We start from the raw sequence: 17,665 nt of genomic DNA on the forward strand, positions 1-17,665 counted from the left end.
GACGAATTACTTGACGCTGACACCGTCAAAGCGCGCGTAGCCGAGCGGCTCGATACGCATGTCGACGACCTTCTTGCTGACAGGCTGATACACAGTCGAGTGAGCGATCGCCGAGAACGGCAGTTGCTGCGCGAAGATCTGCTGAGCCTGCATATACGCCGTCGTGCGCGCGCCCTGTTCGGACGTGACGCGGCCCTTCTGGATCAGATCGTCGAACGGCTTGTAGCACCACTTCGAGAAGTTGTTGCCGTTCACCGCTTCGCAACCGAGCAGCGTGCCGAGCCAGTTGTCCGGATCGCCGTTGTCGCCGGTCCAGCCGATCAGCATCGTGTCGTCTTCGCCTGCATGCGCACGCTTGATGTACTCGCCCCATTCGTACGTGACGATCTTCGCCTTCACGCCGATCTTGGCCCAGTCGGCCTGGATCATTTCCGCCATCAGGCGGGCGTTCGGGTTGTACGCGCGCTGCACCGGCATCGCCCACAGCGTGAGGTCGAAACCGTTCGGGTAGCCGGCCTTCGCCAGCAGCGCCTTGGCCTTGTCCGTGTCGAAAGACGCGCTCTTCAGGTTCTTGTCATACGACCATTGAGTCGGCGGCATCGGATTCGTGGCAGCCTGGCCCGCACCCTGATACACCGATTCGACGATCGCCTTCTTGTTGATCGCCATGTCCAGCGCCTCACGCACTTCGAGCTTGTCGACCGGCTTGTGCGTCACGTTGTACGCGAGGTAGCCGAGGTTGAAGCCCGGCTGCGACGGCATCTCGATGTTCGCATCGGCCTTGAGCGGCGCGATGTCGGCCGGACGCGGATAGCTCATCACCTGGCATTCGTCGCGCTTGATCTTCTGCACGCGCACGCCGGCGTCCGGCGTGATCGAGAAGATCAGCTTCGAGATCTTCACCGTGTTCGGCTTCCAGTAATCCGGATTGCCGTCGAAGCGGATCGTCGCGTCCTTCGTATAGCTGCGGAAGATGAACGGGCCCGTGCCGACCGGGAACTGGTTGATGTCGGCCGCCTTGCCGGCCTTCAGCAGTTGATCGCCGTATTCGCCCGACAGGATCGACGCGTATTCCATCGCCATATTCTGGATGAACGGCGCGTTGACTTCCTTCAGCGTGAACTTGACGGTGTACGGATCGACCTTTTCGACGCTGGTGATCAGCTTGTCGAGGCCCATGTCGGTGAAGTACGGGAACTGCACCGGGTACGCCTTGCGGAACGGCTGGTTCGTATCCAGCATGCGCTGGAACGTGAACACGACGTCGTCCGCATTGAATTCGCGCGTCGGCTTGAAGAACGACGTGGTCTGGAACTTCACGCCATGACGCAGATGGAACGTGTAAGTCTTGCCGTCCGGGGACACGTCCCACTTTTCGGCGAGGCCCGGCTCGACTTTGGTGCCGCCGCGCTCGAATTCCACGAGGCGGTTGTAGACGGTGAACGTATTAGCTGTGAAATCCGTGCCCGTGGTGTATTGGGCAGGATCGAAACCCGCGGGACTGCCTTCTGAGCAGTAGACCAGGGTTTTATTCGGAATCTCGGCGCGCGCGACGCTTGCACCCACCATCGATGCCGCTGCAGCTGCGACGAGCGTCGTAACACGCGCGGCGCGCAACAGATTGTTTTGCTTCATGTTTCCTCCAGGTTCGGGGCCGGCTTCCACCGGCGTAGCGGGATATTACTTGAGCTTGGCTCACACCAACAAGCGGAGGAAATTCCCTCTGTTGACGATCGGAAACCATTCGGGCAGACAAAAGCCGCACGCCGGCGCTGGCCGGAACGTGCGGCTCACGAGGGCGGGGCCGGCAAAAAGCGGCCCGCTCACGGTCATTTCAGGCCGACGTTCATGAATTGGGTCGGGCCGAACGGGTCGATCTTGAAGCCGGTGACGTCCTTGCTGATCGGCTGATAGACCGTGGAATGGGCGATCGGCGTGAACGGGACCTGTTGCTTGAAGAGTTCCTGAGCTTCGGTATACGCCTTGGTGCGCTCCGGCAGATCCGTGGTGCTGCGGCCTTTTTTGATCAAATCGTCGTAGGGCTTGTAGCACCATTTGGAGAAGTTGCTGCCGTTCACCGCATCGCAGCCGAGCAACACCCCTAACCAGTTGTCCGGATCGCCGTAATCGCCGGTCCAGCCGATGAGCATCGCTTCATGCTCGCCGGAATGGCCGCGGCGAATATATTCGCCCCATTCGAAGGTGGCGATCTTCACCTTGACGCCGATCTTCGCCCAGTCGGCTTGCAGCATTTCGGCCATCAGCCGGGCGTTCGGGTTATAGGGGCGCTGCACCGGCATCGCCCACAAGGTGAGATCGAAGCCGTCCGGATAGCCCGCCTGCTTGAGCAGCGCCTTCGCTTTGTCCACGTCGTATGGGGCGTCCTTCAGGTTCTTGTCGTAACCCCATTGCGTCGGCGGCATGGGATTGGTTGCCGCCTGGCCGGCGCCCTGATACACCGAGTCGATAATCGCCTTCTTATTGATCGACATATCGAGCGCGCGACGCACCATCACATTGTCGAGCGGCTTTTTCGTGGTGTTGTAGGCGATATAGCCCAGGTTGAAACCGACCTGGCTCGGCATGGCCAGCGACGCGTCGGTTTTGACTGCGGGAATATCGGCCGGACGCGGATAAGCCATGACCTGGCATTCGCCGCGTTTCAGCTTTTGCAGCCGTACCGCCGCATCGACGGTAATTGCGAATATCAGTTTGCTGACTCTGACGACGCCCGGTTTCCAGTAATCCGGATTACCGTCGAAGCGAATCGTGTCGTCTTTGGTATAGCTGCGGAAAATAAACGGGCCGGTGCCGACCGGATATTGGTTGATATCCGACGCTTTACCCGCTTTCAATAACTGGTCGCCGTATTCAGCCGACAAAATCGACGCGAACGGCATCGCAATCTGCTGCAGGAACGGCGCATCGACTTCCTTCAGGGTGAAGCGCACCGTATAGGGATCGAGCTTCTCGACTTTCGAAATATTCTTCGCGAGGCCGAGATCGTTGAAATACGGGAACGGCACCGGGTACGCCTTGCGGAACGGCTGCTCCGGATCGAGCATCCGCTGATAGGTAAAGACGACGTCGTCGGCATTGAATTCGCGCGTCGGCTTGAAGAACGACGTGGTCTGAAACTTCACGCCGTGGCGCAGATGGAACGTGTATTGCAATCCATCTTGCGACACGTCCCATTTCTCGGCGAGGCCCGGTTCGATATCGGTGCTGCCGTGTGCGAATTCCACGAGCCGGTTATAGACCGTGTACGAGCCGGCGCTGAATTCGACGCTGGTGGTGTATTGCGCGGTGTCGAAGCCCGCCGGGCTGCCCTCGGAGCAGAACACGAGGGTTTTGTCGGGCAGCGTGGCCGCCTGAACCGCGGCGGGTGAAAGGCCGGCGGCCAGAACCGCGCAGGCGCTCAAAGCGGGAAGGCAGGCATGGCGAACCGCAAACAGCAACTTGGATACTGTCATAACGTTCTCCGCACAGCAGCCACGTCAGCTGCGCTTTGATCATAGACAGCACAAAAATCGGGTTCAATCCGTGCTTACACGCCGCAAGCAAAATACGCATGGGCCCCCGCCGCTGCAATGCAACAACGGTTTTCGCCGGGCCAAAAAAAACCGCGCGGCCTGATGAGCCGTGCGGTTTCCGTACTACGTGTCAGCGGTGCCGGCAGGATCAGACGCCCAGCCGTTCGCAGATCCCCTTGGTCGCCGCCGCGCCGTTCAGCGTGTAGAAATGCAGACCCGGCACCTTCGCTGCGATCAGACGCCCGCACAGGTCGGTCACCACATCCAGCCCGAACGCGCGAATCGACTCGCGATCGTCGCCGAAGCTTTCCAGACGGCGTGCGATCCAGCGCGGCACTTCCGCGCCGCACATCTCCGAGAAACGCATCAGCTGCGAGAAATTCGTGATCGGCATGATGCCCGGCACGATCGGTACGTCGACGCCGAGCTTCTTCGCATCTTCGACGAAACGGAAGTACGCGTCCGCGTTGAAGAAATACTGCGTGATCGCGGAGTTGGCGCCGGCCTTCACCTTGCGGGCGAAGTTTTCCAGATCCTGGCGCGGCGAGCGCGACTGCGGGTGGTACTCCGGATAGCCGGCCACCTCGATCCAGAACCAGTCGCCGAACTCGGCGCGGATAAAGCTCACCAGTTCCGACGCGTAGCGCAATTCGCCGACTGCGCCCATGCCGGACGGCAGATCGCCGCGCAGCGCGACGATATGGCGGATGCCATGCGCGCGGTACGCGTTGAGAATCGCGCGCAGGCTCTCTTTCGACGAGCCGATGCACGACAGGTGGGGCGCGGCTTCGAACCCCTCCTTCGCCATCTCGACGACGGTATCGAGCGTGCCCTGTTGCGTCGAGCCGCCCGCGCCGAACGTGACGGACACGAACTTGGGCTTGAGCGCCGCGAGCTGCGCACGCGTGGCGCGCAGCTTGTCGACGCCTTCCTGCGTCTTCGGCGGGAAGAATTCGAATGAAAGTTCGATCGGGTTCATGATTCAGTAGCTCAACCGATACTGCGGTTGCCGAAAATAAGCGCGGACAGCAGCCACGAAACGATGCTGTACAGAATCGAGCCGAAGAACGCCGACCAGAAACCCGACACTTCGAAGCCCTTCAGCAGCGACGCGCACAGCCAGAAGCACAGCGCATTGACCACCAGAATGAAGACTCCGAGCGTGAGAATCGTCACGGGCAGCGTCAACAGGATCAGCACCGGCCGCAAGATCGTATTGATCAACCCGAGCACCACCGCGACGATCAATGCGGTGCCGAAACTGCGGATATGAATCGACGGAACGAGGTAGGTGATGATCAGGAGCGCGAGCGCGTTGATCAGCCAGGTCAGCAGCACGGTCATGTAGAGCTCCTTGTGGGCCAGTGTCCGTTCAATGAAAAGAGACGGGCATGGCGAACAAAGCGGCGCCTCGTGCGCCGCCCTGTCGTCAAACCGTCATGCTTTGAAACCGCCCGTGTGCTTAGTAGCGGTAGTGGTTCGGCTTGAACGGACCGTTCTTGTCGACGCCGATATAGCCCGCCTGCGCGTCCGACAACACCGTCAGGTTCGCGCCGATACGCGCCAGATGCAGACGTGCGACCTTTTCGTCGAGATGCTTCGGCAGCACGTACACCTTGTTCTCGTACTTGTTGCCTTGCGTGAACAGTTCGATCTGGGCCAGCGTCTGGTTCGTGAACGAGTTCGACATCACGAACGACGGGTGGCCCGTTGCGCAACCGAGGTTCACGAGACGCCCTTCAGCCAGCAGGATCACGCGCTTGCCGTCCGGGAAAATGATGTGGTCGACTTGCGGCTTGATGTTGTCCCACTTGTACTGGCGGGTCGACGCCACGTCGATTTCCGAGTCGAAGTGGCCGATGTTGCAGACGATCGCGTTGTGGCGCATCGCCTTCATGTGATCGTGGTTGATCACGTGGTAGTTGCCGGTGGCCGTCACGAAGATGTCGGCCTTGTCGGCCGCGTATTCCATCGTCACGACGCGGTAGCCTTCCATCGCCGCCTGCAGCGCGCAGATCGGATCGATTTCGGTGACCCACACGGTGGCGCCCAGACCGCGCAGCGATTGCGCGCAGCCCTTGCCCACGTCGCCGTAACCGGCCACGACCGCGATCTTGCCCGCGATCATCACGTCGGTTGCGCGCTTGATGCCGTCGACCAGCGACTCACGGCAGCCGTACAGGTTGTCGAACTTCGACTTGGTGACCGAGTCGTTGACGTTGATCGCCGGGAACGGCAGACGGCCTTCCTTTTCCATCTGATACAGACGGTGCACGCCGGTCGTGGTTTCTTCGGTCACGCCCTTGATGTGCGCGAGGCGCGTGGAGTACCACGTCGGGTCGGCATCCAGATGACGCTCGATCGACTTGTACAGCGCGACTTCTTCTTCGTTGGTCGGCTTGGCGATCACCGAACGGTCTTTCTCCGCCTTCGAGCCGAGGATCAGCAGCAACGTGGCGTCGCCGCCGTCGTCGAGGATCATGTTGGCGAATTCGCCGTTCGGCCATTCGAAGATGCGGTGCGAGAACTCCCAGTATTCGTCGAGCGACTCGCCCTTGAATGCGAACACCGGCGTGCCGGCCTTGGCAATGGCCGCAGCGGCGTGGTCCTGCGTCGAGAAAATATTGCACGATGCCCAGCGGACATCCGCGCCGAGCGCGGTCAGCGTTTCGATCAGCACGCCGGTCTGGATCGTCATGTGCAGCGAACCGGCGATGCGCGCGCCCTTCAGCGGCTGCTGCGCCTTGTACTCTTCACGCGTTTGCACGAGGCCGGGCATTTCCGTCTCGGCGATGTTGAGTTCCTTGCGGCCCCAGTCGGCAAGCGACATGTCGGCAACGATGAAATCCTGGGAATCTTGGGAAGCGATAACTGCGGCGTTCATCACGCCCTCCTTTCTAAGAAATTGACTAGAAATTTGACGTGAGCGCGGTTCGATGCGGGGGATGGGACAGCGCAAAGCGCATCCGAGCCCGCCGATTGAAGCCTTCGAGCCTGGCGGGCGGCCGGCGAATATGCTGATTCGCGGTACCCGTCGCAACGCTCCTCGAAGACGAACGGCGATTGTAGCAAATCGAGATGGCTTCGGGGTGCGGGATCGGGTGGGTGGAATTCGAGCGTGTGGGACACGCCCCGGTGTCAGATGGGCAGCAGCCCGAGCATTGGCGCAAGCAGCACCATCACCACGCCGGCGATCATCATCGTCAGACTGGCGACCACGCCTTCCTCGCTACCGAGTTCACGCGCCTTCGCGGTGCCCACGCCGTGCGCCGCCGCGCCGAACAGCGCGCCGCGCGCGAGCCGCGTGCGCAGGGGCACGAGCCCCAGCACCAGTTCACCGAACAGCATCCCGCACACGCCCGTCGCGATCACGAACAGCGCGGTCAGGTCCTTCGGCGCATGAATCTTGTCGGAGACGGCAAGCGCAAACGGCGTCGACACCGAACGGGTCATCAGACTGCGTTGCAGTTCCGGCGAAAGATGCAACAGCTTCGCCAGCATCAGCGAGCCGCCGACCGCGACCACGATGCCCACCGTCACGCCGACCGTCAGCGAGATCCAGTGCTGTTTGAGCAGCTCGCGGTATTCATAAATAGGCACGGCGAATGCGACCGTGGCGGGACCGAGCAGCCACATCAGCCAGCGTGTGTCCTGGAAGTAGACCGGATACGGAATATGCAGCAGCACGACGATCGCCGCGAGCACCGCCGGCACGGCGAGCAAGGGCGTGAGCCACGGCGACTTGAAGCGCGCGTAGAGCGCCTTCGACGCGAAATACAACGCCACCGTCAGCACGAAGCAGCCAGCCGCGATCAGACGCGACGCATCGTCGGCGAACAGGGACGAATAAAACGCGTTCATGGGCAGGCTTCAGCGTGGCAGAGAGGTTGAAGAATCATCAGACGCGGGCCGCATGCCGCGCGACCATCACGCGGCGCAGCGCCAGCCGGCGTTCGAGCCGTGCGGCCTGGTCGACCGCAAAGGCGACCGCGACCATCACCATCAAAGTGCCGGCGACCACCACCAGCGCGAGACGCCACCCGTCCTCGCGAAACAGCCCGCCGTACTGCACCGCGGCAACTGCGGCCGGAATGAAGAACAGCAGCATGTCGGACAGCAGCCAGTCAGCGCCGGCCTTGATCCAGCGCGGCGCGATACCGCCGCAGAACAGCAGCGCGAGCAACGCGACCAGACCGACCACGCCGCCCGGCACCGGCAAATGGAGCTGACGCACGACGAAATCGGCGACCAGCCAGAGGCCGGCTAGCGCACCGCTCTGCGCGGCGATCCGCACCACGCGCAGCGCGCCGCTGGCGCGGCCGGCGTGGGCGAAACGGGAGAGAAGCTGCGTCGTCATGGCAAACCCTAGGTGACTTTTGATGAAAGTCAGTATAGGTTGCAACGCAACATAAATATAATGACTTACTACCATCAAAACCATTCCAATTTGGAATTTCGGAGTCCCAGATCGTGGAACTACGTGCGTTGCGCTATTTCGTCGAAGTGGTGCGTCAACAGAGCTTCACCGTCGCCGCCGAGCAGATGTTCGTGACGCAGCCGACCATCAGCAAGATGGTCAAGTCGCTGGAAGATGAGATCGGCTCGCCGCTGCTGCTGCGCGACGGGCGCCAGATGGTGCTGACCGACGCCGGCCGCATCGTCTATCAGCGCGGCCAGGACGTGCTGGCCGCTCACGCGCAGTTGCAGGCGGAGCTGAACGATCTCGACACGCTCGGCCGCGGCGAACTGACGATCGGCATTCCGCCGATGGGCGGCTCGCTCTTCACGCCCGCGATCGCCGCGTTCCGTCAGCGCTACCCGAAAATCGAACTGAAGCTGTTCGAGCAGGGTTCGCGCGCGATCGAAGCCGCGCTGATCAACGGCGAGCTGGAGTTGGGCGGCGTGCTGCAACCGGTCGACCCCGAAAATCTCGACGTTCTCCCGATGACGCGGCAATTGCTGTGGCTGGTCGCGCGTACCGGTTCGCGTTGGGACGATCTGCACGAGGTGCCGCTCGGCCAGCTGGCCAGCGAACCGTTCGTGTTCTATGGCGAGAGCCTTGCGCTCAACGATGTCGTTCTGAACGCGTGCCGCGCGGCGGGGTTTGCGCCGACCATCGTCGGACGCAGCGGGCATTGGGACTTCATGGCGGCGCTGGTGCTGGCCGGGGTCGGCATCGCCCTGTTGCCGGCGCCGTATTGCCGGCGGCTCGACGCCGCGCAATTCACCTGCCGGCCGGTCGTCGAGCCGGAGATTCCCTGGGAGATGGCGATAGGCTGGCGCCGCAACGGCTATCTGTCGCATGCGGCGCGCGCGTGGCTCGAAGTTGCCCGCGAGACGCTGCCGGGCCAGGCCGGCGACGATTTCATGCTAGGGCCGGGTATCGGCATGACTGGAATCGCAGCGCCGCTTGCCAGATAAAAACAGGCCGCCCGGCGCCCCGCTCAAGCCGCTCAAGCCGCACTCGCCGTCAGGCCCGCACGACCCGCCGCCGCAGCCGGAAGCGCCGTGTCCGCCCCGCCCCGCGCCGCCGCGATCAGTTCAGCCGCGCGCTCGCCGATCATCACGGTCGGCGCATTGGTGTTGCCGCCGATCAGCGTCGGCATCACCGATGCATCGACGATCCGCAGCCCTGTCACGCCTCGCACCCGCAGTTGCGGATCGACCACGGACTGCGCGTCGCCGCCCATCCGGCAGGTGGCGACCGGGTGATAGATCGTGTCCGCATGCTCGGCAATCGTCCGGCGCAGCTCGGCCTCCGTCTGGCCTGGATGCGTATACAACTCCTTGCCGCCGTGCAGCGCGAGCGAAGGCGCATCGAGAATGCGCCGCGCCATCTGCGTGCCTTCCACCAGCAGATCCAGATCGCGCGAATCGCTGAAAAAGCGCGGATCGATCACCGGCGCGGTGCGCGCGTCGGCGCTCGCCAGCGTCACGGTGCCGCGGCTATGCGGCCGCAACACGCATACGTGCAGCGAATAGCCATGACCCCAGTGCATATGCCGGTTGTGATCGTCGACCAGCGCCGCGCAGAAATGCAGTTGCAGATCCGGCCGATCGAGCGTCGGTCGGCTCTTCAGAAAGCCGCCCGCTTCCGCGACGTTGCTCGACAGCATGCCGCGCCCATGCCGCATGAAGGTGACGAACTGCGGCAGTATCCGCGCAATGCCGCGCACCGAAAAACCGGTCGGCTCGATCGACGACACCCGCTTGTTGATCGTGAAATCGACATGATCGATCAGGTTCTGGCCGACCTCCGGCGCATCGTGCAGCACCGCAATGCCGAGCGCTTGCAGATGCGCGGCCGGCCCGATCCCCGAGCACATCAGCAGTTGCGGCGAATTGAACGCGCCCGCCGCCAGCACCACTTCGGCACGCGCTTCGAGCGTTTCGCTGCGGCCGCCGCGCACGATCTCGACCCCGCTCGCGCGCTTGCCGTTGAACGTCACGCGCAGCACGGTCGCATCTGCGATGGTGTGCAGATTGGGCCGCTGGCGGTCATAGATATAGGCGCGCGCGACACTGCAACGGCGTCCGTCGCGCTGCGTCACCTGATAGAAACCGATGCCTTCCTGCGCGAGGCCGTTGAAGTCGCTGTTCAGCCGATAGCCCGCTTCGATGGCGGCCTGCACGAAGCGCTTCGAAAACGGGTTGCGATAACGCAGATCGGACACCGTCAGAGGACCGTCCGCGCCGTGCCATGCGTCGGCGCCGCGCTCGTTGCCCTCGGCGCGGCGGAAATACGGCAGCACGTCCGCCCACGACCAGCCGTCGCAGCCGAGTTGCGCCCATTCGTCGTAATCGAGCGGATGGCCGCGCGTGTAGATCATCGCGTTGATCGCGCTCGAACCGCCAAAGCCGCGCCCGCGCGGCTGATAACCCTGGCGCCCGCCGAGCCCCGGCTGCGGCGTGGTCAGATAGCCATAGTTGGTCTTGAGTTTGTGCGGCACGACGGCCGCCACGCCGACCGGCATATTGACGAACAGATTGCGCTCCGTGTGCGGACCGGCTTCGATCAGCGCGATCGTCGCAGCGGGGCAGCTATCCGCGAGGCGGCTCGCCAGCGAGCAGCCGCCCGAGCCTGCACCGACGATAATGTAGTCGTATTGCATCCGCTCCTCCTGATGGGCCGCGCTGCTCGCGGACCCTGACCCTGTCTTGTGTCGATCGGAGTTAACGCTTTAGCGGTTACTCCGATCCCATGCAAAGCTGTCGATCGGAGTTAGCGTGTCGACCAGAGTTGGCGCTTTAGCGCTTACTCTGGTCCCATAGCGGTTACTCCGATCCCATGCAAGCGATTGCGGCACACTTGTCTACGTGTGTTTCACCGGCATTGTAGGGAGCGTTGCGGCGCCACGGCGCGTTCATGTCAGAGCGATCCCTCTAAACGAAAGCGCAGTGGCGACCCTATGATGAAAGACGCGCGAGCGCCCGCCAGGCGGCCCGCGCAAGGGATTCGAACACGGCGCCGGGCGCGCCGTCCCGTCAGCGTGCGGCACGACACGCAGCGATCGAACAGCACGGTGCAACGCAGCGCCGATCAGCGCCGGCGCGCACCCGGTGAACGGAGACAGCAGATGGAACCGCAACAGCGCGGGCACGCCCGCAGCCACACATCCGGTCACACGCACGACGTGACAAATCAGGCGCCGCCGCTGGCGGACTACAACCTGTTCGCGAGCGACGCCGCTTTATCCGCCGCCCTCGAACGCGAAGGCGCCGCGTGGCATCGCGAGACGCTGCTGCGCGACGGCGCTGCGCTCACCGCGCCGGAAACGCTTGCGCTCGCCGAACTGGCCAACCGCCACCCTCCCGAACTGTTCACGCACAGCCCCCGCGGCGAACGCATCGACGCGCTGGAGTTTCATCCGTCGTGGCATACGCTGCTGTCGCTGCTGCGCCGCGAAGGTCTGCACGCGCTGCCGTTTTCCGACCCGCAGCCCGGCGCGATGGTCGCCCGTTGCGCCGGCTACTTCCTGCACGCGCAACTCGAATCCGGTTCGCTCTGCCCGTTGACGATGACCTTCGCGAGCATTCCGGTGTTGCAGCGCGAACCGGCCTTGTTCGACATGCTGCGCGACAAGCTCTATACCCGCGAACACGATCCGCGCGACGTCCCGCTCGCGCAGAAAACCTCGGCGATGATCGGCATGGGCATGACCGAGAAGCAAGGCGGCTCGGATGTACGCAGCAACCGGACCCACGCGTACGCCACGCGCGGTAGCGGTCGCGGCGCCGAATACCGCCTCGTCGGCCACAAATGGTTTTTCTCCGCGCCGCAATGCGACGCGCATCTGGTGCTCGCCCGCACCGGCGATCACGAGGGCCTGTCGTGCTTTTTCGTGCCGCGCTTCGCGCCGGACGGCAGCAAGAACGCGGTGCAGATCCAGCGTCTGAAAGACAAGCTCGGCAACCGCTCGAATGCGAGCAGCGAAGTCGAGTTCTTCGACGCATTCGGCATCCTGATCGGCGACGAAGGCCGCGGCGTGCCGACCATCATCGAAATGGCGAACTACACGCGGCTCGATTGCGTGATCGGCAGCGCGGCGTTGATGCGCGCGGCGCTGGTGCAGGCGATCCATCACGCGCGGCATCGCAGCGCGTTCGGACGGCATCTCGCCGATCAGCCGCTGATGCGCAATGTGCTGGCCGATCTTGCCTTGGAGTCGGAAGCGGCAACGGTGCTCTTCATGCGTCTCGCGCGGGCTTTCGAAGAATCGGCCGATGCCGCCAACGCGGCGCCCGCCGAGCGTGCGTGGCGGCGCATCGTCACGCCGGCGGCGAAGTATTGGGTCTGCAAGCGGGCACTCGAATTCACCGGCGAGGCGATGGAAGTCTGGGGCGGCAACGGCTATGTCGAGACGGCGCCGATGGCGCGTTTTTATCGCGAAGCCCCCGTGAATTCGATCTGGGAAGGTTCGGGCAACGTGATGTGCCTCGACGTGCTGCGCGCACTGGAGCGCGAACCCGAAGCGGCGCAAGCGTTGTTCGCCGCGTGGCAAGCGGCGGCGCAGAGCCACCCGGCGCTGGGCGCGGCGCTCGCGAGGCTCGCCGCCGCGCTCGACGGCCCGGCCGAACATCGCGAGGCATCGGCGCGGCGCATCGCGCAGCAAATCGTGCTGATCGCGCAGGCCAGCTTGCTGATCCAGCATGCGCCCGCCGACGTCGCCGAGGCCTTCATCGCCACGCGGCTCGCCGACTGCTGCGGCGAAAGCGGTCGAGTGTACGGCACGCTGCCGGCTACGTTCGACCACGCGGCGATCGTCGAGCGAGCGTTTGCCGCCTGATTGCCTCCTGATTGCCTCCTGATTGCCGCCTGATTGCCACGTGAGCCGCGTGAGGTTCACCGCTTGAAGCGAGCCAACCCGCTCGCATGCCGGAACACAACAAACCAATAAGCGCGGTTCACGCGCACCAACATCCATCAGGGAGTGGACGCACATGAAGAACGATCTGCCCGAGCTAGGCACGCTCGAAGCGCTCGAAGCGCTGCTGCGCGAGCAACGCCATGCTTATTTGCGCGCGCCGTATCCGTCGTGGGAAACCCGCGCCGCGCATCTGAAAGCGTTGCGCAAAGTCATACTCGACAATCGCGACGCGCTCGCCGACGCGATGAACGCCGACTTCGGCAATCGCGCGAAGGAGGAAGTGCTGCTCGCCGAATTCCTGCTGATCAAGGAAGAGATCGACGCCGCGCTGAAACACGGCAAGCGCTGGATGAAAGCGCAGCGCCGCAGCACCAGCAAATGGCTGCTGCCGGCGCGTGCGGCAGTCGTGCCGCAGCCGCTCGGCGTGGTCGGCATCATCGTGCCGTGGAATTATCCGGTGCTGCTGGCCGCCGGCCCGTTGATCAGCGCGCTCACCGCGGGCAACCGCGCGATCATCAAGATGTCCGAATTGACGCCCCGCACCTCGGCGCTGTTCGAGCAGCTGATCGGCCAGACCTTCGCGCGCGATCACGTCGCCGTGGTGAACGGCGACGCGGCGCTCGCCGCCGCCTTCAGCTCGCAACCGTTCGACCATCTGCTGTTCACCGGTTCGACCAAGGTCGGCCACGAAGTGATGCGCGCCGCCGCCGAGCATCTCACGCCGGTGACGCTGGAGCTCGGCGGCAAGTCGCCGGCGATCATCGGCCAGCATGCGCGCTTTCACAACGCGGTCGACAACCTCGTCGCCGGCAAGACGCTCAACGCCGGCCAGACCTGCGTCGCGCCCGACTACGTGCTGCTGCCGCGCGGCCAGGAGCAGGCGTTCATCGAACGGGCGCGCGCGCGGATGGCGAAGATGTATCCCGACTTCGCGCACAACCGCGACTACACGTCGATCATTTCGGAGCGGCATTTCGCGCGGCTGCAACGCCTCGCCGACGAAGCGCAGGCCGCCGGCGCGCAACTCCATACGCTGACCGGCACCGCGCCCGACCCTGCCAGCCGCCGCTTCCCGCTGACCGCCGTCACCCAGGCGCCGGACCAATGCGCGCTGATGCAGGAGGAAATCTTCGGGCCGCTGCTGCCGATCGTCCCCTACGACACACTCGACGACGCGATCGCGTGGATCAACACGCGGCCCCGTCCGCTCGCGCTCTATCTGTATGCCGACGACGCCGCCACCGTCGAGCGCGTCACGCTCGAAACTATCGCGGGCGGCATGGCGGTCAACGAAACGCTGATGCATCTGGCGTGCGAGAGCCTGCCGTTCGGCGGGGTCGGGGCGAGCGGGATGGGCGCGTATCACGGCTACGAAGGCTTCGTGACCTTCTCGAAGATGAAGCCGGTGCTCACGCAGGCGCGTCTGAATGCGCGCGGACTGGTTTCGCCGCCGTATGGCAAGCGGGTGAATGCGCTGCTGAAGCTGATGCTGCGGTTCTGAGGCGGCCGGACTCAGTCCGGGCGCTTCTCGCCGGAACCATCGCCGGAAACATCGCCGGAAACCTCGGTGGCGACCACGTCGGTGACGTCCGTCTTCCGGGCCGCCCCGTCTTCGGGCCTATCCTCCGCGCCGCTTTCCAGCCGATGCAGCCACGCCAGCAATTCCGCCACCGCCTGGTAAAGCTGCGGCGGAATCCGCGTATCGAGGTCCACCTGCATCAGCAGCGACACCATCTCCGGCGCTTCATGCACGTAGAGGCCGGCTTCCTTGGCGCGCTGCACGATCATCTCGGCGACGAGGCCATAGCCCTTGGCGATCACGCGCGGCGCGGGCTCGCCGCCTTGCGCGTCGTAGACGAGCGCCGCCGCGCTGCGGCGGTGTTTGCGGCTCATCGCATGTCCCAATCGAAATCGTCGAGCGGCGCGGCCTCCGGCCGGACCGCGCTTGCGGCGCGGCGCGCAGTCGGGGCCGGCGAGGCGGAGCGCGCATACGCCGAAGCCGCCGCCGCGCCGGCTGCGTTGGTCGCCGCGGCAGGCGCGCCGCCGCCGATCTCGCGGATCGTCAGCCCGTTCAGTTCGATGCCCGCCGCCGCCAGCCGCTGACGAAAGCTCTCGCCCTGCATCGCCAGCCGCGCCGCACCGCCGGGACTCGCCTGCACGCGCGCCACCAGCCGCGTGCCCGTCAGCGTCAATTCCGCATCGACGGTACCGAGCGTCGGCAGCGACAGCGTCAGACGCGTGCGCCATGGCTGATCGTCGTCGCTCGCGGCGCCGCCGCCGCTGCGGTTCCATTCGTCGCCGTCCTGCTCGATCGTCCAGTCGAGCTTGGCGCCCGGCCAGGCTTCGCCGGTCCAGCGAAACTGCCCGGTCGCGAGCAGATCGAGCTGCTGACGCACCAAGGGAATCGTCGCCGGATGAACCTGGGCTCCCATCGATTGCGCGTTTTGCGACGGCGCGCCGTCGGCCAAAGCCGCCGAGGCGTTATGCAAGCTCGCGTGCGCGTGCTGGCCGTTCAGATCCGAAAGAGAGTTGGCCAGTAATTCGCCGGCCACGAAACGCGCGGCCTGCGCCGTCTGGATCGCCGGTGTGGCGCGCGCGGCGGCGTTGCCTTCGGGCCCGCCGTTGGCCGAGGCGCCCAACCCCTGGCGCTGCGTGGGATTCGCGCTTGTGGCCGGCTCGGCATCGCTTGCCCAGTCGAGCGGCAATTGCGCGGCAGCGGCCACCAGCTTGTTTTGCGCCTCGCCGGCGAGCGCGGCGGGAGGCCGCTGGCCCGCCAGCCATTGCGCGAGATGGGCTTCGTAGAACAAACCGCTGTCGCCGACCGTCTGTTCGAGCGCCGCCGCCAGCGCGGCGACCGGCACCTGCGCGGCGGCCACGTTCGCGGTGGACGCGGCCGCGGCGGCATTCGCAGGGGCATTCGCAGCGGAAAACGCGGTATTGGGGGAAGCCGCGGAGAAAGTGTCGAACAGCGGCAAGCCGTCGATTCCGACATCGAGCGCCGGTGCGGCTGGCCAGATCGGCGTCTGGCCAAGCACGGCAGGCGTCGCCTCGCCGCCCGAGCGCACGATCGCGTTGAGCGTCAGCGCGACGGCGGACAGCGCGGTTTGTGCCGAAGCCGGCGGCGTGGTGGGCGCCGCATCGGGTGTCGCCGTCGACGGCGCGGTATCGACGCCTGCCGCACCGGTCTGCGAGGCGGCCGCCGAGCCCGGCGCAATATTGAGCAGACTGTCGATCCGGTTCGCGAGCAGCGAAGCGACGGCCGTGTCGATTCCGTTCATGCCGATTCCTTGGTCACATGGGCAGCGCGCTCAGGGACGATGCGGCGCGCCTGGGCGAATCCGGCCCGCTCCAGGCAACCCCGGCGCGCCCGGTCAAACTCAGCGCGCCCCGTACAGCTCCTTGAGCACGCGGGCCGACCGTCCGGCGAACAGGGCCGACAGCGTGGCCATGCGCGGATTCGCCAGATCGCGGACCGCGGCGTCGTCGGCGAGGATCTGCCGGATCAGCGCGTATTTGCGCAGGCGCTCCGCTTCGTCCAGCTTGACGCCGGTCTCCGCATCCCGGAGCGCCTCCACCAGAATCCGATACTCCTCCTGCAAGTGCACCAGATCGCTCCACAGGGCCCGCCGCGCAGCCGTCAGCATGCGGCGGGAAATCGCTGCAATCGCCTCATAGCGGGCGAAATATTCTGCGTTCGATGTCATCTCATGCTTTCCGCGGCCGGCTGTGCCGCCATCCGCGCGATCTCCGGGGCAATCCCGATCCAGGCTTCTTCCAGCGTTGCCAGCAGGCCATCGACCTCGACCAGCATCGCCTCGCTTTGTTTTATGTTGGCTTCGAGCAGCCGGCGCGCCATATAGCTGTATAGCGCGTCCAACCGCTCTGCAATCTCGCCGCCCGCCTCCAGATTGAGCGACTGCTGCAGCCCGCTTTCGACGATCTGAATCGCCTTGCCGATCGCTTCTCCGCGTGCCGGCACATTGCCTTGCTGCACATGCATGCGCGCCTGCGCGATGGCTTGCCGGGCGCCCTGATACAACATCACGATCAGACGATGCGGACTCGCGCCCATCACCCCTGTCTCGACGCCCACGCGTGCGTACGCATTGGCTCCAGAGTGTCCTGGGGAAAACATCGGCGCTCCTCCTCTCTTGCACTGCGGTTAGTCATCGCAACCCATCCGTGCACGTTGCCGCGCGCCGAACTCTGCCTGTACCTGGTTATCGGATAGGCAGCGGGAAAGCTTTAGTGTGGTGTAAGGGGGATTAAGGGCTGATTGGAGCGGTCCACGCTGGGCGGCCCACGTAGGGCTGCCCGGTGGTCACACGGTGTCCGGCGTTCAGGCAGGCAAGCGGAACGGCCTTGCCGCCCGGGTCGCGCTCACACCTGCATCTGCATGATGTCGTTATAGGCCGACACCAGTTTGTTGCGCACCTGCAAGCCGAACTGGAAGCCGACGTTGGCCTTCTGCATGTCGACCATCACGTCGTTCAGCGACACGTTCGACGCGCCGAGTTCGAACGCCTTCGATTCGCCGATCGCCTTGGTCTGATCGCCGCTGATCTTGTCGAGCGACGCCTTCAGCGCCGAGGCGAAGCTGCCGGCCGTCGCCGCGCCGGACTGGCCGGCCGCCTGAGCGCCGGCCAGCGGGTCATTGTTGCCGGCCGCTTGCGCCGCCATCGACTGCATCTGTTGCAGCGCCGACGAAAGCGCGTTCACGGGCATAGTCATATTCTCTCCAGGGAATGACGACCGGCATGCCGA

General features: G+C 64.6%; 16 protein-coding genes and 1 riboswitch. Of the genes, 3 read left to right on the top strand and 13 right to left on the bottom strand.

All coding sequences use genetic code 11. From position 1 onward, the window contains the following. Positions 1–6: 6 nt before the first annotated feature. From DLM46_RS15480 to DLM46_RS15510, 7 genes are all read right to left on the bottom strand, one after another. Entirely contained in the window at positions 7–1,635 is a 1,629-nt protein-coding gene (locus tag DLM46_RS15480; protein ID WP_115101625.1) for an ABC transporter substrate-binding protein, read from the bottom strand. Between the two features lie 194 nt (positions 1,636–1,829). After that, on the bottom strand, positions 1,830–3,473 hold the full coding sequence (locus DLM46_RS15485; protein WP_115101626.1) for an ABC transporter substrate-binding protein: 1,644 nt from the start codon (positions 3,471–3,473) through the stop codon (positions 1,830–1,832). Between the two features lie 208 nt (positions 3,474–3,681). Further along, positions 3,682–4,512 carry a methylenetetrahydrofolate reductase [NAD(P)H] gene (gene metF, locus DLM46_RS15490; RefSeq protein WP_115101627.1) on the bottom strand — a complete coding sequence of 277 codons (831 nt, stop codon included), beginning with the start codon at positions 4,510–4,512 and terminating at the stop codon, positions 3,682–3,684. An 11-nt stretch (positions 4,513–4,523) separates the two neighbouring features. Beyond that, entirely contained in the window at positions 4,524–4,877 is a 354-nt protein-coding gene (locus DLM46_RS15495; protein ID WP_115101628.1) for a phage holin family protein, read from the bottom strand. Positions 4,878–4,995: 118 nt separating this feature from the next. Beyond that, positions 4,996–6,417: an adenosylhomocysteinase gene (ahcY, locus tag DLM46_RS15500; RefSeq protein ID WP_115101629.1), complete on the bottom strand. Its 1,422-nt coding sequence runs from the start codon at positions 6,415–6,417 to the stop codon at positions 4,996–4,998. Positions 6,418–6,450: 33 nt separating this feature from the next. Continuing rightward, positions 6,451–6,587, bottom strand: a riboswitch (S-adenosyl-L-homocysteine riboswitch). Positions 6,588–6,671: 84 nt separating this feature from the next. Continuing rightward, positions 6,672–7,394, bottom strand: a complete 723-nt coding sequence (locus tag DLM46_RS15505; RefSeq protein ID WP_115101630.1) for an LrgB family protein — start codon at positions 7,392–7,394, stop codon at positions 6,672–6,674. Positions 7,395–7,431: 37 nt separating this feature from the next. Beyond that, positions 7,432–7,890, bottom strand: coding sequence for a CidA/LrgA family protein (locus DLM46_RS15510; RefSeq protein ID WP_115101631.1), 459 nt, complete (start codon positions 7,888–7,890; stop codon positions 7,432–7,434). A gap of 113 nt (positions 7,891–8,003) precedes the next feature. Here DLM46_RS15510 and DLM46_RS15515 point away from each other — a divergent pair, with 113 nt between their 5' ends. Further along, on the top strand, positions 8,004–8,954 hold the full coding sequence (locus tag DLM46_RS15515; RefSeq protein WP_115101632.1) for a LysR family transcriptional regulator: 951 nt from the start codon (positions 8,004–8,006) through the stop codon (positions 8,952–8,954). Positions 8,955–8,986: 32 nt separating this feature from the next. Here the strand turns inward: DLM46_RS15515 and DLM46_RS15520 are convergent, their stop codons facing one another. Continuing rightward, positions 8,987–10,645 (bottom strand): GMC family oxidoreductase, encoded by a 1,659-nt coding sequence (locus tag DLM46_RS15520; RefSeq protein WP_115101633.1) that lies wholly within the window; start codon positions 10,643–10,645, stop codon positions 8,987–8,989. Between the two features lie 465 nt (positions 10,646–11,110). Between DLM46_RS15520 and DLM46_RS15525 the strand changes: the two genes are divergently transcribed. Both DLM46_RS15525 and DLM46_RS15530 read left to right on the top strand, forming a co-directional pair. After that, positions 11,111–12,820, top strand: coding sequence for an isovaleryl-CoA dehydrogenase (locus DLM46_RS15525; protein WP_115101805.1), 1,710 nt, complete (start codon positions 11,111–11,113; stop codon positions 12,818–12,820). Positions 12,821–12,974: 154 nt separating this feature from the next. Then, positions 12,975–14,402, top strand: coding sequence for a coniferyl aldehyde dehydrogenase (locus DLM46_RS15530; protein WP_115101634.1), 1,428 nt, complete (start codon positions 12,975–12,977; stop codon positions 14,400–14,402). An 11-nt stretch (positions 14,403–14,413) separates the two neighbouring features. Here DLM46_RS15530 and DLM46_RS15535 read toward each other — a convergent pair whose 3' ends face one another. The 5 genes from DLM46_RS15535 to fliE form a co-directional block, all read right to left on the bottom strand. Further along, the gene (locus DLM46_RS15535; protein WP_115101635.1) at positions 14,414–14,794 is read right to left on the bottom strand and encodes an EscU/YscU/HrcU family type III secretion system export apparatus switch protein; all 381 of its coding nucleotides are present in this window, start codon (positions 14,792–14,794) and stop codon (positions 14,414–14,416) included. Beyond that, positions 14,791–16,179: a flagellar hook-length control protein FliK gene (gene fliK, locus DLM46_RS15540; RefSeq protein WP_115101636.1), complete on the bottom strand. Its 1,389-nt coding sequence runs from the start codon at positions 16,177–16,179 to the stop codon at positions 14,791–14,793. Before fliK ends, DLM46_RS15535 begins: the two co-directional genes overlap by 4 nt. Positions 16,180–16,278: 99 nt before the next feature. Then, the gene (locus DLM46_RS15545) at positions 16,279–16,605 is read right to left on the bottom strand and encodes a flagellar protein FliT (protein WP_115101637.1); all 327 of its coding nucleotides are present in this window, start codon (positions 16,603–16,605) and stop codon (positions 16,279–16,281) included. After that, positions 16,602–17,036 (bottom strand): flagellar export chaperone FliS, encoded by a 435-nt coding sequence (gene fliS / locus DLM46_RS15550; RefSeq protein ID WP_115101638.1) that lies wholly within the window; start codon positions 17,034–17,036, stop codon positions 16,602–16,604. The genes DLM46_RS15545 and fliS overlap by 4 nt, the downstream gene beginning before the upstream one ends. A gap of 245 nt (positions 17,037–17,281) precedes the next feature. Further along, a complete protein-coding gene (fliE, locus tag DLM46_RS15555) occupies positions 17,282–17,632 on the bottom strand; it encodes a flagellar hook-basal body complex protein FliE (RefSeq protein WP_115101639.1) in 351 nt (116 codons plus the stop codon). Between the last annotated feature and the right edge of the window lie 33 nt (positions 17,633–17,665).

It is taken from the genome of Paraburkholderia lacunae, from assembly GCF_003353175.1.
Taxonomy (GTDB): Bacteria; Pseudomonadota; Gammaproteobacteria; order Burkholderiales; family Burkholderiaceae; genus Paraburkholderia; species Paraburkholderia lacunae.